This is a genomic window from Shewanella spartinae (assembly GCF_019457555.1).
Lineage (GTDB): Bacteria > Pseudomonadota > Gammaproteobacteria > Enterobacterales > Shewanellaceae > Shewanella > Shewanella loihica.
In genome coordinates this window covers 3,856,179-3,879,530 of sequence record NZ_CP080418.1, presented here as the reverse complement: position 1 = coordinate 3,879,530, position 23,352 = coordinate 3,856,179, and the positions used below count along the sequence as shown (strand labels likewise).

15 protein-coding genes and 1 pseudogene are annotated in these 23,352 nt (G+C 56.7%); 6 read left to right on the top strand and 10 right to left on the bottom strand.

The features are described from left to right. Positions 1-147: 147 nt before the first annotated feature. Positions 148-1,176 (bottom strand): methyltransferase, encoded by a 1,029-nt coding sequence (locus K0I31_RS16760; protein WP_220079114.1) that lies wholly within the window; start codon positions 1,174-1,176, stop codon positions 148-150. Between the two features lie 182 nt (positions 1,177-1,358). Between K0I31_RS16760 and K0I31_RS16755 the strand changes: the two genes are divergently transcribed. Genes K0I31_RS16755 through K0I31_RS16745 form a run of 3 tightly spaced genes read left to right on the top strand, consistent with a single transcriptional unit; the run spans position 1,359 to position 5,473 of the window. Beyond that, positions 1,359-1,799, top strand: a complete 441-nt coding sequence (locus K0I31_RS16755; RefSeq protein ID WP_220079113.1) for a type 2 periplasmic-binding domain-containing protein — start codon at positions 1,359-1,361, stop codon at positions 1,797-1,799. Continuing rightward, entirely contained in the window at positions 1,783-2,979 is a 1,197-nt protein-coding gene (locus K0I31_RS16750) for a hypothetical protein (protein WP_220079112.1), read from the top strand. The genes K0I31_RS16755 and K0I31_RS16750 overlap by 17 nt, the downstream gene beginning before the upstream one ends. Before the next feature lie 4 nt (positions 2,980-2,983). After that, a complete protein-coding gene (locus K0I31_RS16745; protein ID WP_220079111.1) occupies positions 2,984-5,473 on the top strand; it encodes a putative bifunctional diguanylate cyclase/phosphodiesterase in 2,490 nt (829 codons plus the stop codon). A gap of 364 nt (positions 5,474-5,837) precedes the next feature. Here the strand turns inward: K0I31_RS16745 and K0I31_RS16740 are convergent. From K0I31_RS16740 to K0I31_RS16715, 6 genes and pseudogenes are all read right to left on the bottom strand, one after another. Beyond that, positions 5,838-7,154 (bottom strand): annotated as a pseudogene (locus K0I31_RS16740) (alkaline phosphatase); the annotation flags it as partial. Positions 7,155-7,166: 12 nt separating this feature from the next. After that, positions 7,167-8,114, bottom strand: a complete 948-nt coding sequence (gene gshB, locus K0I31_RS16735) for a glutathione synthase (RefSeq protein WP_144204334.1) — start codon at positions 8,112-8,114, stop codon at positions 7,167-7,169. 39 nt (positions 8,115-8,153) lie between these two features. After that, entirely contained in the window at positions 8,154-8,885 is a 732-nt protein-coding gene (gene rsmE, locus K0I31_RS16730) for a 16S rRNA (uracil(1498)-N(3))-methyltransferase (RefSeq protein WP_220079109.1), read from the bottom strand. A gap of 3 nt (positions 8,886-8,888) precedes the next feature. After that, on the bottom strand, positions 8,889-9,623 hold the full coding sequence (locus K0I31_RS16725) for an endonuclease (protein WP_434086929.1): 735 nt from the start codon (positions 9,621-9,623) through the stop codon (positions 8,889-8,891). 196 nt (positions 9,624-9,819) lie between these two features. Next, complete coding sequence (locus K0I31_RS16720) at positions 9,820-10,431, bottom strand: SprT family zinc-dependent metalloprotease (protein ID WP_220079107.1); 612 nt, start codon at positions 10,429-10,431, stop codon at positions 9,820-9,822. Positions 10,432-10,503: 72 nt separating this feature from the next. Continuing rightward, a complete protein-coding gene (locus K0I31_RS16715; RefSeq protein WP_011867017.1) occupies positions 10,504-11,664 on the bottom strand; it encodes a PA0049 C-terminal domain-containing protein in 1,161 nt (386 codons plus the stop codon). A gap of 385 nt (positions 11,665-12,049) precedes the next feature. Here K0I31_RS16715 and blaOXA point away from each other — a divergent pair, with 385 nt between their 5' ends. After that, positions 12,050-12,856, top strand: coding sequence for a class D beta-lactamase (blaOXA, locus tag K0I31_RS16710; RefSeq protein WP_220080887.1), 807 nt, complete (start codon positions 12,050-12,052; stop codon positions 12,854-12,856). 62 nt (positions 12,857-12,918) lie between these two features. Here blaOXA and K0I31_RS16705 read toward each other — a convergent pair whose 3' ends face one another. Beyond that, positions 12,919-13,830, bottom strand: a complete 912-nt coding sequence (locus tag K0I31_RS16705) for a LysR family transcriptional regulator (RefSeq protein WP_011867015.1) — start codon at positions 13,828-13,830, stop codon at positions 12,919-12,921. A gap of 120 nt (positions 13,831-13,950) precedes the next feature. On the opposite strand from K0I31_RS16705, the gene K0I31_RS16700 reads away from it, so the two are divergent. Next, positions 13,951-18,501, top strand: coding sequence for an ATP-binding protein (locus K0I31_RS16700; RefSeq protein ID WP_144204340.1), 4,551 nt, complete (start codon positions 13,951-13,953; stop codon positions 18,499-18,501). Between the two features lie 86 nt (positions 18,502-18,587). Here K0I31_RS16700 and K0I31_RS16695 read toward each other — a convergent pair whose 3' ends face one another. After that, on the bottom strand, positions 18,588-19,781 hold the full coding sequence (locus K0I31_RS16695; protein ID WP_220079106.1) for a cation:proton antiporter: 1,194 nt from the start codon (positions 19,779-19,781) through the stop codon (positions 18,588-18,590). A 122-nt stretch (positions 19,782-19,903) separates the two neighbouring features. Here K0I31_RS16695 and K0I31_RS16690 point away from each other — a divergent pair, with 122 nt between their 5' ends. Next, entirely contained in the window at positions 19,904-20,776 is an 873-nt protein-coding gene (locus tag K0I31_RS16690; protein ID WP_220079105.1) for a universal stress protein, read from the top strand. On the opposite strand, the gene K0I31_RS16685 is transcribed toward K0I31_RS16690, so the two are convergent. Continuing rightward, entirely contained in the window at positions 20,742-23,348 is a 2,607-nt protein-coding gene (locus tag K0I31_RS16685) for a cation-translocating P-type ATPase (protein WP_220079104.1), read from the bottom strand. The two genes, K0I31_RS16690 and K0I31_RS16685, sit on opposite strands and share 35 nt — an antisense overlap. Between the last annotated feature and the right edge of the window lie 4 nt (positions 23,349-23,352).

Genomic DNA, 23,352 nt, shown 5'->3' with positions numbered 1-23,352 from the left:
TCTCTCGAGTATAACAGCATAAAGTTTGACCTATGAAGCCCTATTTTATGATGCAGATGAAGCGCATGATTGAAATGAGATCTCGTGCGAAAAAAGCCGGGTGAACCCGGCGTTAAACAACAGATTAAACAGTGTTTTTTTAGCGAGTTACGCCTTGCGGTTGGCGTAGATCTTGTATTTGTTGTTCTCGGCAGCCACATTCACGGTTTTGAAGAATATGGCTATGGTGTCACTGTAGGGCAGGTGGCGGTTGGCCACTATCTGAAAAATACCGCCAGACTTAAGCTGGGCCTCACTCTCCTGCACGAAGCGGGTCGCTATCTCTGTGGTGCTATCCAGGCCATCGTGAAACGGTGGGTTGGAGATGATGGCGTCGAACATGCCCTGGGTCTGTGTCAGGCCGTCCGAGGCATAGACCTTGGCCTGCATGCCGTTAGCCGCCAGGGTCAGCTCGCAGGAGGCCAGCGCCATGGCGTTGATGTCGACGCACTCGAGTTCGAGATCTGGGTTGGCCTTGAGCAGGGCGGCGGTGATCACCCCGGCGCCGCAGCCAAAGTCGAGCACGCGCCCCTTAAGTGTGGGCAGGTGCTCAAGCAGTAGCTCTGTGCCCTCGTCGAGTCGCTTCTCGCTAAAGACGCCCACCAGATTGCAGATGGTCAGCTCCCCCTGCGGCGTGCTCAGCACGTAGTCTTTGACCCAGTCGCTGAGTTTGATCTCTGGCGCCTCGCTCTGCAGAGTGCTGCTGTAGAGCATGCAGTGACGGGCGTTGTCTAGCTTGATGCCGCCATCGAAGTAGTCAGGCAGCTGTTTGGTGATAGAGCGGATGCCGCCCTTCTTCTCACCGACGATCACCAGCTCTCCACCCGGGATCAGATGGCGTCCGGCCAGGTTGATCAGGTAGGGTGCCAGGCTCTTAGATTTGGGGTAGAAGAGCACCACGGCATCGAATGTTTGCGTCGATGGCAGCTGATGGCCGAAATGGCACTGCAGACGGGCATTTTCATGGCTTTTGATGCGCTGAAAATGGTTGAAATCCAGGGCCAGAGTCGTGACTTTTGCGGCATCTTCCAACAGGGCCGTCGCCAGAAGATCGCACTCATGATTGATGAGCAAAACATTCTTTGATTCAAACAGTTCGATATTTCTTAGGACGACTTGAGAAGGATTAGATAACACGCGCAACCACAGGCCAAAGGGGAATTTGCGGCAATTATAGCCCAAGCCCATATATTATCAGTAACATTTATTATGCCAGTTTGCCGATTCTTGCCTAAGCTATATCTCATTAGAGGATAAATATCCTTTGTTATGTGAGATTTGGCGCATAACTGAGGTCTATAGGAGATAGAGGAGCGAGGATGCGGCGATTGTCGACATGGATGTGCCTACTGGGCCTTTGTTGCGCTAACGTTTTCGCCGCTCAGGTGATCGTCAACTCCTCTGTGGAGATCGCCGACATCACCCCGAAAGATCTCAAGCTGATCTTCGCCATGCAGAAGCTCTATTGGCCCGACGGCCAGAAGATCCAGGTATTCGTCCTCCCCAGCAACTCCCCCATACATGAAGAATTTTGCTATCAGCAGCTGAATATGATGCCCTATGTGCTGCGTCATCGCTGGGACCGTCTGGTGTTTTCCGGCGTCGGCGAGCGGCCGGTCACCCTGGATTCTGAGGCGCAGATGCGCGAGAAGGTGGCCAGCACGCCCGGGGCGATAGGCTATGTGTCTGGCGGTGGCGGCGAGCTGGCCGTCGAGGTTGGTATCGAGCGTCAAGGAGGACAAGATGAAGCCGAGCACTAGTCGCTTAATCCTTTTGGCAGGCATCTTAGGTTTGCCGCTGGCCTTCTGCCTACCCCTTGCCGCACAGGCCCAGAGCAACCAATGGCAGGTCAATGGCTTTATCGGTCAGGGCTATATTTCAGCCGATGGCAGCGAATTTATCGTTGGCGAGTCGGGAGATACTTTCGATGTCACCGAGGCGGCGCTGCACCTCTCCTGGATGCCGGATGAGCACTTCCGTGTGGCGGGCGCCGCCCGTTATCGTCAGTGGGGGAACCTGGATGAGTCTGGGCTCTCCGCCGACTATCTGTTTGCCGAGTATAAGTTCATCTTAGATCAGGGGTATGTGGGGGCCAGGGGCGGCTTGTTTAAGAGTGAGGCTGGCTTCTACACCAGTACCCGGGATGTCTCCTTTACCCGGCCGGGGATCTTGCTGCCCCAGTCTGTCTATAGCGACTATCTTCGCGATGCCCTGCTGCATATCACAGGCGGCGAGCTGTTTGGTGGCCATCCTGTGCTGGACGGCTCACTGGAATGGCACCTGACCCTGGGGGATGCACAAACCTCTGACGACCTGACCCGTAACGTGGTGGGCTCAAAGGAGTTTGGCCGCTTCGATGCCGATGGCTATTGGGGCGCGGATCTCGAGTATCAGGACGACAGCCTGAGGCTAGGACTCACCTATTTCGACGCCAAGAGTCGTTATCAGTCCCATCTGGGGGGGCCTTTTGCCGATGGCAGCCTGCGATCCAAACACTGGATAGTGTCGGCCCAGTACCGGATTAACTTCCTCGAATTTACCGGCGAATACCTGCATTGGGATCGCTACGTAGGCGGGGTGTTTGTGCCGCCAGAGCTGGGCATCTATGAGGTGAGGGGCTACGGCTACTATCTGGATGTACGCGGCTATCTGCCGGGGGATGTCGAGGTGTTTGTTCGTTACGATCATCAGGTACAGGATGAGAAGGACCCAGATGGAGACAAGCTGGCCGAACGAGGACTGCCCGGCTACTTCGGCTACGCCCACGACTGGACCATTGGGACCCGCTGGCTGCCTGCGAAAGATTGGATGGTGGCGGCGGAATACCACAAGGTACGCGGCGCCGCTTGGGTGACGCCTATCCTGCTGCCGAATCCGGCGGTGCAGGACAAGGACTGGTCGCTGTTTGCCATCGAAATATCCTACAAGTTCCAGTGGTGATCCCATGATAGTGAATCACCCCAATCGCTTCTTGAGTATCAAATGGAAACTCCTTATCGCGGTGATTCTGATCTTGACCCTGGTGGGTGGGGTGATCTGTACCTTGGCCTACCAGCAGCTACTGAACCAGCAGAAGATGTTACTGGAGGCCCAGCGGGACAAGCTGGCCCAGAGCCTCTCCTTCTCCATGAGCACGGCGGTGGAACATTCGCTGCAGGCGGCGATGCAGCTTGGGTTTGTGGCCAATGCCAAGGGCGATGATGGCGCCGAGGGTTATCAGCTACTGCTGAGCGAGAACTGGCCCGACGTACAGCTCTATTGGGATCTCAAGGGCTTCGGCCTGTATCAGCTAAACGGTGAACGACTGGCCCATGCGGGCGAGCCACACTCTCAGGACGATCTCCAGTGGCTGATGCAGAGCGAGGCCTCCTATGAACTCACCTCCAGGGTGGTGTGTGTCGAGGACTGCGTGATCCAGGTGCTGGTACCGACCTTGGTCAACAGCAAGCCTCATCTGTTCTTCTTCGAGTCGGCACTCACGGAGGTGATCAGCCACTTTCGTACCGACAAGTCGATCGAGCTGGCGGTATTAGGCGCTCAGTCTCGTGGCGCCGAGCCAGGCCCTCTTTGGGGGCGCCACCTCTACAGCATCAGCAACCGCCCCAGCAGCTTCGCCCTGCTGAGTCACATGGCCGACAGCTACTCCTGGCAGCAGATCTCCCTAGGGGAAGGCATCTATAGCTATCAGGGAAGCCACTGGGCGGTTTGGTCCTTCCCCTTGGATAAGGTGGAAAACGCCCCGGCGATCGTGGTGTTGATGAGTCTGGAGCAGTGGCAGCAGATGCTATCCACCTTTCAGCTGGGGATGGTGGGCACCCTCTTGGTAGGACTGATCTTGGCTGCCGGTCTGGTGCTATTGGTGGCTTGGTCGCCAGTCGTCAGCCTGGCGCGCCATGCCAGCCTCTTGCCCCTGTTGGCGGACCACGACTTTGGCAGCGTGCGCACCAGCCTGCCGAGAAAGCCATCCTGGTTTCCCGACGAGGTCGACCTGATCCATCTGGCGACCCGACAGCTGGCCGACAACATGCAGGGGATGGAAAATGAGGTGGATGAATACACCCATGAGCTGGAAAGGCTCGCCATGCTGGATACTCTGACGGGGCTGCCCAACAAGGCGATGCTGCACCACGAGCTGCAGACCGCCATCGCTTGTATCGCCAGCGAGGAAGATTGTGTGGTGCTCATGTTCCTGGATCTCGACGAGTTTAAGCGGATCAACGACACCCTTGGGCACATTCAGGGGGACGAACTGCTCAAGATAGTGGCCGCCAGGCTGACCAACAGTGTGCGCGAGATGGATACAGTGTTTCGTCAGGGGGGCGATGAGTTTCTTATCTTGCTCAGGCAGGTGCGTGACGAGCAGGAGGTGAGCAATGTGATCCACAGGATCTTCTCGGCCCTGCAACATCCCGTGGTGCTGGGCAGTCACAAGCTGATCGTCACTACCAGTATCGGCCTGGCCTACTGCAACAGTTCACAACTCAGGGCGGAGGAGCTTATTCAGCATGCGGATCTGGCCATGTATCAGGCCAAGAGTGCCGGTCGCAGCAACTACCGGGTGTTCAGCGAAGAGATGCTGCACCAGGCCAATAACCGCCTCATGATAGAGCAGAGCATAGGGGCGGCCATCAACGAGGAGCAGCTGGTGCTCTTCCTGCAGCCCATAGTCGAACTGCCCTCGGGTCGGTTGCGCGGCTTCGAGGCGCTGATCCGCTGGTTCCATCCCGAGCGCGGCCTCATCATGCCGGGGGATTTTATTCCCGATATCGAGCATAGCGAGGCGATCATCGAGGTGGGTAACTATGTGATCCGTAAGGCCTCGGAGTTAGTCGCCCAGCTCAAGTCGGCGGGCTGGTCCGAGCTCTATATTGCGGTCAACCTGTCGGCCAAACACTTCCTGGCGGCCGATCTGCTCAATGTGGTGCGCCAGGAGGTGGAGGCGCAGCAGATCTCGGCTCAGTCCCTGCTGCTTGAGGTGACCGAGGAGAGCGTGATCGAGCAGGTAGAGCAGGCCATGGCGGCCATGGCGGCGCTCAAGGCGCTGGGGGTGAGGATTGCCATCGATGACTTCGGCACCGGTTACTCTTCGCTGAGTTATCTCAAGCAGCTGCCCTTCGATCTCTTGAAGATAGATCGATGTTTCACCGCCAATGTGCTCGATGGTGAGGCCGATGCCCATATCATCACCACAGTGATCGAGCTGGCCCATAATCTGGGGCGTCAGGTGGTGGCAGAGGGGATAGAGACTCAGCAGCAGGCGGAGTGCCTCAGCTGTCAGCGCTGCGAGCTAGGTCAGGGCTATTACTTCTCGCGGCCACTGGATGTGGCGTCGGTATTTAAGGTATTGCAGGAGATAGAGGAGACTCGCCTGTGGCCCATCAGCCAGGCTCCCCAGCCTAAGTTGGCGAGGCAGGGAGCTAACGAGATAAGCTAGTAAAAAGTAGCGCTTAGTCTTGATTGTCTACCTGAGACACGGGGGCGGCAGATTGACTCTCGGCGCCCTCGCTAAGCAGATCTTCTGCTTGCTGCAGCGCCTGCTTGGCGTCCATCTCCTTGGCGTCAGATTGACCCTCGGTGGCCGGTTTGGCCTCAACGGCCGACTTCACATCTTCCTTAGGCAATACCTGTGAGTCGATGAGATCCTTTGCCTTGCTTTCAACCTCAGCTTCAATCTCAGCTTTAACCTTCACCTCAGTTTCCTGCGGCGCCGCTTCAGGCTCGGCATCTAGTGGCAGAGTGTCTACAGGCTTGGCAGCCTTAGGTTCTAGAGCCTTAGCTGGAGCCTGTTTAGCTTCTGGCTTAGTCTTAGCCGCTTTAGGCAGCAGGCTGATCAGCTTGTGGGCGATATCCGTGTTGTCCTGATGGCCGGCAAACAGAGATGAGGCCGGGCCGGCGGCAAACACCTGCACGTCCACACCCGTGTGACCACCCGTGGTCCAGCCTGTGTTGGAGCGCAGGTCGATAAGCTTCTTAAGCCCAGTGGTCAGCACCTGCTCGCCCTGCATTCTGGCGTTATCCAGTGCGCTAAACTCGTCATCGCTCGGGGTAAAACCTAGGGCGCCGCTCACGCCGCTTCGCCACTCGTCCTGGGCCAATGCCTGCTTAGCGATTTGTGTCGGGCTGGCGCTTATCTGGCGCAGCATCTGGCTGTCCCAGCGGTACTCGCCTTGTTTGCCGATAGAGAGGCCGCCGGTGTTATGGTCGGCGGTGACGACTAAGAGAGTGTCTTGATGTTGACGCACATACTGCTCGACCACCTCGATGGCGCTGGCAAACTCATGCATCTCGGCCATGGCGGTGGCGATATCATTGTTGTGACCGGCCCAATCGATCAGGCTACCTTCCACCAATAGCACGAAGCCTTGGTCGTTCTGGGAGAGTAGTTCCAGCGCCTTGGCGGTCATGGTACTTAGGCGTCTGGCCTCCGGCTCATCGATCGCCCAGGGAAGTTGCACGTCGGCGAACAGACCCATCACCTTAGGTTGGGTTACACCCTCCAGCAGGGCTGAATCCTTGATTACCCGATACCCCTTGGCCTCGAACTGCTTGATCAGCTTGTCAGAAAAATATTTCTGACCGCCGCCGAGCATGACGTCGGCATCAGTGCTCAGGTAGTTCTGGGCCAGAGCCTCATAGTTACGGCGGCTCTCGTTGTGGCTTAAGAAGGCGGCCGGGGTGGCGTGGTTGATCTGGCTGGTCACTGCCACGCCTGTGCTCATGCCGCGTTTCTTGGCCAGCTCCAGCAGGGTGGGGACAGGGCGCTTATCGATATCTACCGACACGGCGCCGTTATAGGTCTTCACCCCTGTGGCCAGGGCGGTGGCGGCCGCCGCCGAGTCGGTGACATAGCCGCTGACGGGCGCAGGATAGGTGCTGGCGTTGCCCACCAAGAGGCGGTCAAATACCGTCTGCTCTATCTCCTGAGTGTTGGGATTGTCTTGATAGTAGCGATAGGCGCTGGTGTAGGCAGGGCCCATGCCATCGCCCACCATGATAACGATATTCTTGGGACGACTCGGCGCCGTCTGCGGGCCGAGCAGGTTGTCGGCCCAGAGGCTGCCCGATACCAGCGCGGCACCCAGGCAGAGGAGGGAACATAAGCGGGTTAGTTTCATCTTGGCTCCAGATTAACGACCGACACGGGCCTCGATGGCGTCCATCAGCATGCCTGTGATATCCACGTCGAAGGCTGCCTCGATTTCTCTGATACAGGTCGGGCTGGTGACGTTGATCTCGGTGAGCTTGTCACCGATCACATCCAGGCCGACGAAGATCAGGCCACGCTTCTTCAGCTCTGGGCCGATGGCGTTGGCGATGGCCCAGTCGCTCTCAGACAGGGGCTGAGCGACGCCGCGACCACCGGCGGCCAGGTTACCCCGGGTCTCGCCCTTCTGGGGAATACGCGCCAGGCTGTATGGCACAGGGACGCCATCCACCACCAGGATGCGCTTGTCGCCGGCGGTGATATCCGGAATGAAGGCCTGGGCCATGGCATATTGCTGACCATGGTTGGTGAGGGTCTCGATGATCACCCCTAGGTTAGGATCCTGCGCCTTAACGCGGAAGATAGAGCTGCCGCCCATGCCATCCAGCGGCTTGAGGATGATATCGCCCTTCTCCTGATAGAAGGCGCGGATGCGCTGGGCATCGCGGGTCACTAATGTGTCTGGGGTAAATTCGCTGAACCAGGCGGTAAACAGCTTCTCGTTGGCGTCGCGCAGGCTCTGGGGCTTGTTGACTATAAGCGTGCCTTGTTCCTCGGCGCGCTCCAGCATATAGGTGGCGTAGACGAACTCGGTATCGAATGGCGGGTCCTTTCGCATCAGGATCACGTCGAGATCCGCCAGCGGCGTATCGACGGCCTCTTCCAGTTGGTACCAGGATTGAGGATCTTGTTTCACCGTGAGGCGACGCATGTTACCCATGGCCACGCCGTTCACCATGGCCAGATCTTGCATCTCCATATAATAGAGCTGATAGCCGCGCGACTGCGCCGCCATCAACATGGCGAAGCTGGAGTCTTTCTTGATGTTAATGTCGCTGATGGGATCCATCACTATGCCAAGCTTAATCATCTCATCTTTCCTTTTGTTAATACTAAGGGGCCGAGCCTTTTAGCTCAGGTCACCAAACTTAAGTTGCAGTGCGCTGATGGCCGTCAGGGCGGCGGTCTCGGTGCGCAGTACGCGGGGGCCGAGTAGCACGTCGGTGAAGGCATGGGTCTCTGTCATGGCGATCTCCTGGGGCGACAGTCCGCCTTCGGGGCCGATCAGCAGACGTACCCTGGGAGTCTCCATTACCAGGCCATTGATACCATGGTCGGCCCTGGGGTGTAGGTTGAGTTTAAGCGCCTGGGTGGCTTCGCCGCACCAGTCGTCGAGCTGCATCGCCGGTCTCACCTCTGGTACCGTGCTGCGGCCAGACTGTTCACAGGCGCTGATCACTATCTTCTGCCACTGCTGGATCTTCTTCTCCAGACGCTCGCCGGTCAGCTTGACGCCGCAGCGCTCGGAAAACAGCGGGGTAATCGTATTGACCCCCAGCTCGACCGATTTCTGCAGGGTGAAGTCCATGCGATCGCCGCGGGAGATCACCTGACCCAGATGCAGGTTGAGGGGCGACTCGTTGTCGTTCTCCTCCTTGGATAAGACCCGCACTTCGACATTTTTCTTGCTGGCGGCGACGATCTCGGTCAGGTAGTTGTGGCCATCGCCGTTGAACAGCTCGAGCTGCTCGCCGGCGCCCATGCGCAATACGCGCCCAACATGGCCTGCGGCTTCCTCGTCCAGCATCAACTGCTGGTTAAGGTCATAGTTGCCGGGCTGATAGATCCTTGGAATTCTCATGCATTACTCCGCGATACTCTGGGTATCTGTCCGTTTTTGGCACTGGGCCTGGACAAAGGGGTTGTGGTTGCCCTGTTTGGCCGCGATGGCGGCGTCTCTCTGACACTCAATAGTATCAACTGGATAGCTTTTATCCCATGCCTGAAACAGTTTTAGCTGACTTTTAGCGATCTTGAGGCCATAGGCCTGTTGCATATAGAGATAGGTGCGGGCTATCTGACCGCGGGTCTGGCTGGGAGGCTCTACCTTTCTGCCCTTGAAGTCGACCACCATGGCACACTGACCATATTGCTCAGCCTTGGCGTTCCATTGGCTGAAACGGAAGTTACTGCGATCGCCATTGACCTCGCCGATGGCAGGCACCAGGTTATGCAGGTCGCTTTCCATCTTCTTAAATTGTTTGTCTGTCTTGCCGCAGTTTTTGCGGCCGCCCTCTTGCCAGCATTGACGCTGGTGGCCAAATTCCCAGGCGGGGACTATGTGTTCCCACTCGATGCGCTTGGCGCGCTTCTCCTGTTTACGTACCTGATAGCCGCAGCGCTCGAAGTCGGGCTGCCACAGCTTACCCGAGATGCTGATGTCGCAGCCACAGTAGAAGCTCTTGGCTGGCAGTGTCTCGCTGTAGATGCTGCGCGCAACCTGCTTGGCCTGATTAAAACTGGTGGGATGGGAGGCGAGGGCGCCCGTGGTAAAGCCGAGCGCCAGCAACGCCAAGGCGCCACAAAGCTGCGGCCTCAAACTCAATGAGGTAGTTAGCACATCTATTCCCTAAAAATAAAAATTCGTCGCCTATCTCTGCCGTGCTCTCTATTTGGCCGGCTTGGTGGCGACTCGTGTGTTGGCGCCCACTCATCTTGTATCGCTGAATACGGCGCCATAATTCAAGCCGATTCTACGGGAATCGGCTTAGATCAGGCAAGTTAAGCCGGATTCATCATGCCTCGCCGCCCGTGCCATCCAAGGGGGTGAGGGTCTCCTGGCAGCGGCGACAGCGATACTGGGTCTCTTGGCGCTGCACCTTGTTGTGTCTGCGAATGCTCAGTGGCACGACGCCACAGCGGCAGCGATAGTCGAAGGTCCGGCCGGCGACAGAGTCAGTATTCAGGCTGTGGGTGGTGCTCGGCGTCAGGCCATAGAGTTTCACCATCAAGGCCTGCCACTCCTTGCCATGGGGTTTGACCCGGCCATAGAGCTGATAGGCGAGCAGGTGACAGATCTCGTGGGGCACCACCTGATGGACAAACTCATCCAGGTTTTCCTCTAACAACACAGGGTTGAACCTCAGCTTGTTGAGCTGCAGATGGGCGGTGCCGGCGCTCTTGCCCCTGAGTTTGAAGTTCACCTCGGGGCGGGGAAAGTTGCGCTTAAGTTGCCGCTCTGCCTTTTGATAGCAAGATTCAACAGCCTCGAGAATAAGCTGCTGATGCGCGTTAAGCTCGGTACTATTTGCTGGAGGCTTAGACGTTTTTGATTCAGACGCTTTGGAGGTAAGCCTAGATGATTCTGGCGTAGGCGAGTGAAACAGGGATTGCAATCGTCGAAACATGAAAGGTCAACAGGCCCTAGGCGTTAGGTGATAGACGCCCGCCGGTTTGGCGGGCGTATCTAGGAGGAGTGATTATAGCCGGGTTGCTGCGGCTTTGACCATCTCCTTGACCTGATCCACTATGGCCATCTCCGTCTCTGCCTCATAGGCCTTCACCCTTGGGGTGTGGATATGACCGACCTTGATGCCGCTGTTGAAACGCTGTCCCAGGAGCACCGCGCGGTAGGATATCTCGTTGGACAGGTAACCGCCGCCAGAGCCGTTGACCGAGCCATTGACCTGAGTCGTGTTTTGCAGCTCGCTCAGTGAGCTGGCGTCGAACTCGCCTCTCGATAGCGTGGTCACTGTGTGGTTGTCATTGATCTTCCACTTGCCCTTGACCGACTGCATGGCGCCGACAGGTAGCGAGAACTCGACAAACTCTGGGCCATAGAGTGGCTTGCCATCGAACATAGGCGCCTGTGGTGACTGGGCCGTGGCGCCGGTCAGCACGTTGAGGTTATCGGGCGCTGCCGCGCTGCGGTTACGGCCAGGGAAGCGCTCCAGATCGAAGTCGTCACGGCCCATGCTGACGGTGAAGATGGCGTTGACGCTGTTTTCACGATACACAGGGGTGAGCAGGGATTCGATGATCCCCTGATCGAAGTCGGCGAAGCGCACCGGGATCATTACCGTCTCTATCTGGGCCTTCTTGCCGTCGACACTAAACTTGTAGCCGTCCAGGGCCAGCGCGGTTAAGCCAGATGGGTTGCTCTGATCTATGTTGCGATCCAGGAAGAAGGGATCGAAGCCGGTGAGCAGAATACGGATCTGGCTGTCGTCATCGAAGTGGATGTCGCTGAAGCCGCGGGAAGATTTCTCTACCGCCTTGAGTAATATGCTGCGTTGCCAGTCGGCCATGTTAAAGGCGGGCTTAGACTCTTTAAGGGTCTTCTTCATCGCCAGGCGACTCCAGTAGAGGGATCTGTCGTCCTGACCACCGGATTGTACGTCTCTCACGGCCTGTTGCCAGAGGCGCTCGCCTTGGTGGGCCACCATCTGTGTCATGATGAGTTCATCTTTCTGCTGGCGATACTTGTCGTCCAGGCTATCGACCAGGGCTTGATAGCGGTTGACGACGTCGGGCATGGCCTGGGTTGCCTTAGGGAGGCGCAGTTCTTCGAGATCCAGAGCGGCGAAGGCGCTGCTACTCAGCAAGCTGGTCATCGCCAGGGCTATGGCTGTTTTACGCATGACATGGTTCCTTTGCAAAAACCTCTTACCCTTACACTCAGCCTAAGGCTGATGTTGGGCAATGATGGCTCAGGGCGGTTATCAATTTGAATTTATTATAGTCAACAACTGAGTATGCACGACAACAGTCTGCAAATAAAGACTTGAGATGGCTTGATAAAATGCCAGATTCTTGACACAAATCATCATGAGTTTGCCCCCACGGCGCAGGGGCAAGTTGCTAGACTCGAGGCAGGGATTTTATACGGCTTAGTGGGGTGTGAAGATGAAAATGCGCGTTAGCTCGGAGTCTGGTCTTAGTTGTGGCTTTCGTTCCGGTTTTAGTTCTGGCTTGGGTTACCGGCTGCTTTGTTCGTTGGGGTATCTTGGCCTGCTCTGCCTGGCTCTGTTAAGTTGGGCTGGCGGCGCGGCGGCAGCACCTCAAACTGGGCCTGATAAACCGGCGGCAGAGCAAGAGTCGGTCGGGCCGCTCAGGCTGGATGGCGAGCTACAGACGGCATTCGATGCCGTGGGCGCGAAAGGCGTCATGGTGTTGCTGGATGATAAAGAGGGGAAGCTGCTGACTAACGACGCCGCCCGCAGCCGGCATCCTTATATTCCCGCCTCGACCTTTAAGATCCCCCACAGCCTTTTACTGCTCGAGGCGGGGATAGTAGAAGATGAGCATAGTCGGTTTATCTGGGACGGGGTTGAGCGCGCCTACAGCAGCTGGAATCGCGACCATAACTTTATTGGTGCGATGAAGTATTCCGTGGTGCCCATCTATCAGAAACTGGCGTTGCAGCTGGGGGCCGAGCGTATGGCCAGTGGGCTGGACAATCTCGATTATGGTAACGCCAATATCGGCGGCGGGCTGGACAGCTTCTGGCTCGATGGTGACTTAGCGATTTCGGCCATCGAGCAGGTGAACTTCCTTAGGCGTCTGTATCACAATCAACTGCGTGTGTCCGAGCGCAGCCAGCGCATCGTCAAGACCATGATGCTTAACGAGGCCAACGGCGATTGGGTACTAAGGGCCAAGACGGGCTATGGCGTACGCAAGGGGCAGAAACTGGGATGGTGGGTCGGCTGGCTCGAGCGAGAGGAGAACACCTACTTCTTCGCCATGAATATGGATATTAACTCAGATAACGACCTGGCGCTGCGTAAGCGGGTGGTGAAGCATCTTTTAAAAGCCAAGGGCTGGATGTGAGAACCTATATCAGCGGAGATGGCCTACATACAACAAAGATGACCTACATCAGCAGAGGCTAGCTACATGAGTAGAGATTGTAGCGACTCGTGGCTGTTGAAGCGCTTGGTGAAGAAATCCAGGAACACGCTGATGTTGGTGGCCAGCTGTCGGCGACTGGAATAGACGCCATAGACCTTGAAAGGCTCCATCGGCCACTCCTGCAGTAGCGGCACCAGGCTGCCACCGGCCAGCTCGTTCTTACATACTGAATTAGAGAGCATGGCGATGCCGAAATCGTCCAGCACCAGCTGCTTAACCATGATGGCGCTGTTTACCCTCACCTTACGCTTGAAGTTGACCATGGTTTTGCGTTCGCCCTTACCCAGGGGCCAGATGGGGGCCGAGCGCGAGGTCCCCAGCAGTATGCCGCTGTGCTCTTTGAGATCCTGAGGTGTCGCTGGGGTGCCGTTGGCCTTGAGATAGCCAGGGCTGGCCACCAGTATGGGTTGACGCTCAAACAGCAGGCGGGCGACTAAGTCGGAAGATTGAAGCGGCCCATACTTGATAGCGATATCATAGCCTTCGCCCACCAGGCCCACATCACTGTCGGTAAATTGGACGTCGAGATCCACGTTGGGGTAGAGGCGCATGAAGCTGCTACAGAGGCTGGCGATCAACTCCTGACTGAAGGAAACCGGAATGGCGATGCGCAGTGAACCAAATACATCATTATGCGTATTTTCTATGGTTGCCTTGGCAGCCTCTATTTCATCGCTAATACTACTGCAATGCTGGTAAAAAAGCGCTCCAACCTGAGTCAGGCTGAGATTGCGGGTATCGCGTTGCAACAGGCGCACGCCTAGCTGCTCTTCGAGCTGAGCCACCTTACGACTAATGGTTGATTTTGGCATGCCCGTATTGCGAGCAGCCTGGGAGAAACCCTTGGCGCGAACGACGGCCGCAAAGAGCATCATACCGTTTAAATCTGGCATTATTTATCACTGTCTCAAATATGGAACAAAGCGTCTAAGCCAGTTTAATAGCATTTGACCCTATAACAAAGCTATATTTATGGGCTAAAAATTTTAGAGGCTAAAGCAGAGGATCTATTGATGACCAGCAACAATCAGCCCACAAACACGACTCAGGTTCAAACAGCCGATCCGCTTTTTCTTCAAGCTGAACATTTGGCACAGGATTTTTCTCTGTTTCCTAAGCATAGTAAGCAGAGCCTTTCACAGCAGATCAAGGGTCTGCTCAGCGACGATGAAATTCAAGCTAACTTAAAAGAGTTAGAACAGTTGGATGTTGACGGCTACGTGGCCAAAGTCATTCAACCTACCTTAGATAAGAGCCGCCCAGGCGCCAAGCGCGTGATTGCGGATTTGAAAGGCAAGTTAATTGTCGAAAAACATATGGGGCCTTTTTATAGTGCCGAGATCGAACTGAATTTTGGATCTCGCACTCGTCGCATAGGTTTTATCGCCCAGGAACGTACCACAAGCAATGGTGCCTGGATGCCTGAGCATCACCTGGCGGCCTGCACGGCCATTCGTCATTTTGCCGAGCTTTCAATGCCTATCGTTTACCTCATCGACACTCCGGGTGCCGATGCGGGTGAGATAGCCAACAGCCAAAACCAGGCGCACACCATCTCTAAGGCGATTGCCGAGAGTGCTAACGTCGACGTACCTACCGTAGGTATCGTTATCGGTGCCGGTTACTCTGGTGGTGCTATTCCACTGGCTGCGGCTAACATTCTATTGTCGCTACGTGACGGTATCTTCAACACCATCCAGCCACAGGGTCTACAGAGCATTGCGCGTAAGTACAACCTCTCTTGGCAGGAGTGTGCTAAGTCGGTAGGTGTGTCACCAGAAGAGCTGTACACCTCAGGTTGTATCGATGGCATCATCGACTTCTCGCCATCTGACAAGGATGAGCGTCAGCACAACCTACGCCGCGCCATCATCAGCAGCATCGAGGCCGTTGAGCATGCGGCGGTACAGTTTGTACGCGAATCTAAGGATCTGCGCGAGCACTACGACCGCAGTCTCCATCGTTTCCTTGAGCCTTCAAAGAATCTGGAAGCGCTTGAGCACCACGCCGAACTGTCGGTGGCTAATAACCCCACCATGCACCTCAACCTGTTTGGTAGCTCATACCGTTACCTGCGTTACCTGACGCTGCGTAGCCGTATCCATTCGATCTCACAGGAGCAATATGGTCGCCTGTCTAAGGTGAGTGTGCCTGAGGGTGATCTGCTGGCGCGTATTCAGCAAGAGCAGGACAAGGTGTTCCAATCTTGGCTGTCTAGCCCAGATAAACTGGTATACGACGAAGAGCTGAATAAGCTGTGGAGCAACTTCACCGCCAAGCGTGACGAAGTATCTACCGAGCGTAACATGCTGACTCGTCTCATCCTGGGTGAGCCGAAGCAAAACTATAAGAAGGCCCGTAAGGCGCTGTTGTTCAACATCGGTTGGTCGCTGTACCACAGATGGAAGAGCAACGCCGAGAACAACTTCAAGGGGCTAATCCACTATCTAGAGAGCCTTCCAGACGAGGTGACCCAGGCAGATTGGCCTGAGCTGAACCAGCTGACGGTTCTGGATGTGATCGTGCACGAAGAGCTGCGCGAAGACTTCATCTGGCAATGTTATAACATCCTGATCTTCAACGCGCTGTACGACAACGTCGTGGGCAACCTTGCCTCTATCGCGAAAGAAGCCATGATGTCTAAGAGCCTGTCGCGCGCCTCGGTTGACGGCCTGCTACATGACTCTATCGACCGCGCTATCTCTAAGCAAGATACCGCTAACGATAAGAACAAGTTCTACAAGTGGCTGAAGTACTTCATGTCTCAGTCTAACCGCGCCGATCTGCTGACCAAGACTGAGCAGTGGAAGAGTGTCGGTTTCCCTCAGCTTAACGACTCTCTGTTCGTTATCCTGACCTACTTCTTCGAGCGTCTGCTGCCTGAATACTTCGCCAGCGAAGAGGAGAGCAGCGAGTACACGGGTGCCATTAACCCAGTGCGTATCGGTCGTCGTAAAGACTTCTGGAACCGTCTGACCATGGGTTATCAGGATCTGCTGATCCAGAAGGTACTGCGTGACGAGAAGCGCGCCGGTAAGATGAGCTGGGAAAATGTGATTGCTAAGTTCTTCACCGAGTTTGAAGAGCTAAACGGCGACAAGATGTCGGCTAACCTGCTGAACTTCCCAGGCTTCCGTCTCTCTATCGAAGACGCGCTAGACAAGGGTATCCGTCCTTGCGGCCTGATCACAGGTACCGCGGACTTCGAGCACCATGGACAAACCATGCGCGTCGGTGTGGCCGTGTCTAACACCGCCTTCCAGGCCGGTGCCTTCGATATGGCTTCTGCCGAGAAGTTCTCAGCGCTCTTGATCGAGTGTGCCAAGCGTAAGCTGCCGGTGATCTGCTTTATCAGCTCTGGCGGTATGCAGACCAAAGAAGGTGCTGCGGCGCTCTTCTCTATGGCGGTCGTGAACGACCGTATTACCCGTTTCGTTCGTGATAACGAATTGCCGGTATTGATGTTTGGTTTCGGTGACTGTACCGGTGGTGCACAGGCGAGCTTCGTGACTCACCCGTTAGTACAGACTTACTACTTCTCGGGCACCAACATGCCGTTCGCTGGTCAGATGGTGGTCCCTGCGTATCTGCCGTCTACCTCGACCCTGTCGAACTATCTGTCTAAGGTACCTGGCGCCATGAACGCCCTGGTTACCAACCCATTTAGCGACACTATCGACGATCAGCTAAGCAGCATCGATCCGCTGATGCCTAAGCCAACGGCCAAGGTTGTGGATGTGATTGGCAACGCCATTTCGACCCTGGTGCCTGAGATGTTGATCACCGAGGAAGAGCTGGTACAGGACGATCCGCGTCAGCTGATGAAGCCGATCGACAAGGTGCTGGTACACGCCCGTGGCTGTACTGCGGTGAAACTGATCCGCAAGGCACACGACAACAACATCAAGGTCGTACTGGTGGCGTCAGATCCTGACATGACCTCAGTACCGGCCGACATGCTGAACGAAAACGACAAGCTGGTCTGTATCGGTGGTAACACCTCAGACGAGAGTTACCTCAACGCCTACTCGGTATTGAAGGTTGCAGAGTATGAGCAAGTCGACGCGCTGCACCCTGGTATCGGCTTCCTGTCGGAAAGCCCACAGTTTGCGGCCCTGTGTGTGAACAACGGCGTTAACTTCGTCGGCCCAAGTGTGCACTCTATGACGACTATGGGTAACAAGTCGAATGCGATTAAGACTTCGCAGTCGCAAAATGTACCTGTAGTGCCTGGTAGCCACGGTATTCTGACCAACGCCGAGCAGGCGGTGAACGTGGCCAACGAAATCGGCTACCCAGTGCTGCTTAAGGCGGTACAAGGCGGTGGCGGTAAGGGTATCCAGGTCGTTCAACGTCCAGAAGATATGATCTCTCTGTTCCAGAAGACCTCTACCGAAGCGGCTGCGGCCTTCGGCAACGGCGACCTCTACCTAGAGAAGTATGTGACCTCACTGCGTCACATCGAAGTGCAGTTGCTGCGTGACAAGTTTGGTAATACCAAAGTACTGGGTCTGCGTGACTGTTCGGTACAGCGTAACAACCAGAAGGTGATCGAAGAGTCTGGTTCTACCATGCTGCCAGAAGAGCTGAAGCAGAAGGTGATGGAATATACCCGCGCCCTCGGCGATGCTACAGACTACATGGGCGCAGGTACCGTAGAGTTCATCTACAACTTGGATGCCAATGAAGTCTACTTCATGGAGATGAACACGCGTCTGCAGGTTGAACACCCTGTGACCGAGGCGACTTCAGGTATCGATATCGTGAGCGCAGGCTTCGACATCGCCGCCGGTCGTTCAATCGAAGATCTTGAGCCACAAGAGATCGGCTACGCCATCGAGGTTCGTGTGACTGCCGAGAAGGCCGCACTGGACAGCAACGGCGTGCTACAGCTACTGCCACATCCTGGCATGATCACCGAGTGTGTGATCCCAGAGCGTGACGATATCGAGATCATCTCTATCGCCGGTGAAGGCAAAGAGGTTTCACCATACTACGACAGCCTGATCGCCCAGATCATCTGCCGTGGTGAGAGCCGTGAAGATGTGATCAACAAGCTGCATGACTACCTGGCGAACCAAGTAGTGATAAAAGGCATCGCGACTAACATTCCATTGTTAACGCGCATCCTGAAAGATGGCACCTTCAACGAAGGCGTATACGACACCAACTACCTGCCACGCTTCATGGCCGAGCTGGATATTCCAGCGCTGATCGCCGAGATGGAAGCCGCTGCAGAGACTGTAGGTGTGGATACCGAGTCGCTACGAGTGGGTGAGAGTAACGAGCTTAAGGTTCTGGCTCAGGGTGCAGGTATCTTCTATACCTCTCCGGCGCCGGGTGAAGCCGACTTCGTTAAGGAAGGCGACATAGTGACTGTGGATCAGACACTGGCGCTGACCGAAGCGATGAAGATGTTCTCTCAGGTGACACTGGCTGGCTTCAACCGCCAGGGTGCCGTGCTCTATCCAGAGGATAAGCAGTACCGTATCGAGCGTATCCTGAACAGCAATGGTCAGCAGGTTTCACAGGGCGAGCTACTCTTCGTGGTCTCTCCAGTCTAACCTAAGACGCTAGCTGCTAAATACCCGCCTTATGGCGGGTATTTTTTTGCCTGAGGCTTAGCTTCTGCTTAGTCGCTACTTACTGGCTATTTATCGTCTGTCGCCAGCGTCCACTTGAGTAACAGGGGGCCGGCAATTGTGGTGATGGCGATGATCAGCACCAGCTCGGTAAACAGCTTAGGCGAGATGATCTCCATCTGCAGCCCCATCTCGGCAAACACCAGTCCTACCTCGCCCCTGGGTACCATGGCGCTGCCGACAATCGCCTTGGTGCGCAGGTGACCAGGCACCCTCAGGCCTGCCATCATCTTAGTGATAATCGCCAGCAAGGAGAGCATCAGCAGGGTGAGCAGGCCGCTCCAGCCGAGATCTATCTGGCTCAGATCTAAGCTTATCCCCACGTAGACGAAGAAGATGGGGGCGAAGATATCCACCAGGGGCTTAGATTCCACCTCCATCTCGTGGGTGAAGGCGAAGGGGTTTTGCAGATAGCGATTCAGCGGCGAGATAAATTGGCGACTGAGCGCCAGGCCGACGGCGAAGCCGCCCAGCAGGGCCGGGGCGTGCAGGGCGTGGGCCAGCCAGGCAAACAGGCAGATGAGGATCATGGTAACGATCGCCTCATAACCCGTCTCCTCCTCTTTGGGTTTGACGGCGCGAAACAGGTATAGCAGCAGGCGTGCCATAGGCGGTGCCAGCAGCAGGAAGCCGACTATCTTGAGGATCAACAGGCCGCTGGGGATCAGCCCCACCTCACCCGAGCTGGCAAAGTTAAACAGTAGGCTCAGCAGAATTACCCCGGCGATATCGTCGATCACCGCCGCGCCCAGGATGATGTGGCCCTCCTGGCTCTGGGACTGTTTGGCCTGGGCCATCACCCGCACCGATATGCCTATGCTGGTGGCGGTCAGGGCGCAGCCCAGGTAGAGGGCGGTAAAGCCGGGCAGATCCAGATAGAGCAGGCACACCAGGCCGATAACCACGGCAGGTAGGGCGATGCCCAGTAGGGCCACTCCGGCGGCGCTGTTGCCAGCCTGAAACAGGTGCTTGATGGAGGTTTCGCAGCCAATGGAGAAGAGCAACAGGATCACCCCCAGCTCGGCCATCACCGCCAGGGTCTCGTGGGGGGCTATCCAGCCCAGCAGGCTGGGGCCGATGAGGATCCCCGCCAGGATCTCGCCGACCACGGCCGGGAGCTGCAGCCGCTTAAAGGCCTCGCCCAGCACCCGGCCGAAGAGCAGGATCAAACACAGGGACAAGACGAAGTTATCTATGGCCATAGCAGGCGCGACTCCCCGAGAGTGGTGATAATGTGATCTTGATCATTTTGATGACCGAGATCAAGGCGTAACCCATGGAGTGTGACTAAGCTCAAATGGAAACTTGCCGACAGGAGGTAACCATGGACAAGGTGTTTATTATTTCCCAGAAAGCCGAGGAACAAGCTGATGCGATTGAAACGGGGATCGCCTTGGCCAGGGTACTGGAGAAGGAGGCTGAGGTGTTTGCCTACAGCTACGAGTCCTTTGCGGGTAAGGAGTACTACAATCCCAGGCTGGGTGCGGCGGCCAAGGTGGCCCTGATGAATCAGCGCAGCGAGGAGATCGCCGCTAAGCTCAAGGCACTCAAGGCGGAAGACGTGGCCGTGCATAGCGTGTGGACCAAAGATCTGTTCGAACATGCCTGTCATCACTCCATTCGTCATGGGTTCGACCTCATGGTTAAGGCGGTGCATCACAAGACCCACTATCTGCCGATGGACTGGCAGCTGATCCGCCATGTGCGCATCCCGCTGATGATGCTGTGCGACAACCCCTTGCAGCGCGCCCGCAGCGTGTTGATGGCGGTGGATCTGGGCAGCGACAACCCCATCAAGCAGAAACTCAACCAGTGCGTCATTCAACAGGGTCGCCAGCTGGCTGAGGCCCTCGATTGCCAGCTGCATCTGGCCTACATTATACGTGTGCCTAAGATCTTGCGAGACATGGATCTTATCGACACCCGCACCCTGGTGAAGGATGCCTATCACAGGTATCAGCCTCAGCTGGACGAGATAGGCCTGCATCAGGAGCATGTCCACTTCCTGGCGGGCGATCCCGATCTATGCCTCTACGAGCTTTCTTGTCGCCTCAAGGCCGCCTATCTGGTGATGGGCGCTCGCCAACGCAAGGGGCTGATGGGCATGGTCATAGGCAATACCGCCGAGGCCATGTTGACCCGCATCCGCAGCAATGTGTTGATTATTCCAGCTGACGATCAGCTGTTGCCTGCCTAACCTTGGGCCTGTGCTGCTGACGCCACAGACGCTTGTGATATTCATCGATGAACAACAAGGTCGAGGCGGCGCTCAGCAGCATCAGCCACTGTCCCAGCCCGATAGGACTAATGCCTAGCGCCTGACTCAATCCAGGGGTATAGCTGGCGCCTATGTGAATGCCCTGAGCCAGTATGATGCCAAACAGCAGCAGCGGATTGCTCAGCACGGGCATGCGCAGCAGCGAGTTACGCTCCGAGCGGCTGTTGAGGGCATGCACGTTTTCAAACAACACCATCAGCATCAGGGTGAGGTTACGGGCGTCGTTCTCGCTGCTGCCCATGGCCAGCACCAGGGAGAAGAGAGCGAAGGCCACTATGCCCATCCACAGGGCACTGACGATCAGCCGCTCCAGCATGAGGCGATCGAAGATGGGCTCGCTGGGGCGGCGCGGCGGCTGATCTATCTCGTGGCCTTCGCCGGGCTCGAAGGCCAGCGCCACATCCTGAACGCCGTTGGTGACCAGGTTAAGCCAGAGGATCTGCAGCGGAAACAGCGGGATAGGCTGAGCAAACAGCACGCTTAAGATAAACAGCAGCAGCTCGGCGGCCCCAGTGCTGATCAGCAGGTAGATCACCTTACGGATATTGTTGTAGACGATGCGCCCCTCGATGATCCCCTTAACGATAGAGCTAAAGCGGTCGTCGGTCAGTACAAGATCGGCGCTCTCGCGGGCCACATCCGTGCCCTTGAGGCCCATGGCAATGCCCACATGGGCATGCTTCAGCGCCGGGGCGTCGTTGACCCCGTCACCCGTCATGGCGACAAATTCGCCCTGGCGGATCAAGGACTCGGTGATCTCCATCTTCTGCCTGGGCTGTACCCGGGCAAATACCCTGTGGCTGGCGATGAGATGGTCGAACTCGGCCAGACTCTGCTGCTGGGCCTGGGTGAGCTGCTCACCGGTGATCACCCCATCCTGGTCGTTGGCCAGCTTGAGCTGACGCGCCAGCGCCAGGGCGGTCACAGGGTGGTCGCCGGTGATCATCGCCACCTTGATCTGTGCCTGCTGACACAGGGCAACCGCCTCTATGGCATCTTCCCGCAGGGGATCGCTCATGGCCACTAATCCTAGAAAATCCAGATCTGCCAATGGATGGTGTGGGTCGTTGACCTCGCCACTGGCGAGCGCCAACACCCGGTAGCCGTGGCGCGCCAGCCAGTGGGTCTCATCCAACACAGCCTGAGTCTGCTGCGCATCCAGCTGGCACATGGTGAGCAGCTTCTCCACCGCGCCCTTGACCGAGATGACGGAGCGCCCCTCTATCCGGTTGATGCTGGCGCTGAACTGGTTCTCCGACTCATAGGCAAACAGCTGCTCCTGCGGTGGCTGCTTGGCTTTGTCCATCTCAAGATTGAGCTTATAGCCCAAAGCCAGGAAGGCGAGATCTACCCCGTCGCCGTCTGCATGCATCTGATCCGCATGGCTCTGTTCGGCCTCGAAGCTGAGGTGAGCCTCGTTGGCCAGCACGCCGGTGAGAGCCAGACGGTACAGCTCGGGATCCCGCGCGGTTGATACTGGCACCCCATGGCCATGCTTGTGCACCAGGCCAGTGGGCGTCAGCCCTGTGCCCGCCACATGATAGCGCTCACCCGACAGCAGGCTGATCTGGCTGATGGTCATCTCGTTGACCGTCAGGGTGCCCGTCTTATCTGAGGCGATATAAGTGCAGGAGCCGAGAGATTCCACCGCCACCAGCTTGCGCACGATCACATTGGCCTGGGACATGCGTTTCATGCCTATGGCCAGGGCGACCGTGATGGCTGCGGGTAGCCCCTCGGGAATGGCGGAGACCGCCAGGGCGACCCCCAGCAGGAACACCTGGGAGAGATCCGCGCCCCGCAGCAACGTCAGGCCGAAGATGAGGGCGATGATGATTAAGGTGGCTATGGCGATGATCAGGGTGAAGCGCTCGATACGCTGCATCAGCGGCGGCTTGGCGCTACCGCCCTGACGCACCAGTGCGGCTATCTGGCCTATTTGAGTGCGGGCGCCGGTGGCGACAACTTCGCCCTCGGCCCGTCCATGGGTGACCAGGGTGCCAGCGAAGGCCAGATCTGTCTTGTTCACCGCCAGCGACTCGCCGGTGAGCGCCGACTCGTCCACCTTAAACTGGTTATGCTTTTCGATCTTGATATCGGCGCCGATGCGATCGCCATTGGACAGCAGAATATAGTCGCCGGGTACCAGGCTCAGGCTGTCCACCATCTTGGGGTGGCCATCGCGGATCACCTTGGTCTGGGAGGGCACCATCTTGCTCAGGGCATCGGCGGCCTGCTGGGCCGAGTATTCCTGCACCGTGCCTATGATGGCGTTGAGCATGAGCACGGCGAAGATGAAGATGGCGTTGAGGATCTGGCCGAGCAGCAGACAGGCGATGAAGGCTGCGAGCAGCACATAGATGAAGGCGCTCTTAAACTGCAGAATAAACAGGCGGATGAAGCTGAGTCTTGCCGGCTTGGGCAGGCAATTGGGCCCATATTGTTCCAGCCGCTCGGCCGCCGCTTGACTCGATAGTCCTGGCCCGGCCACGAAA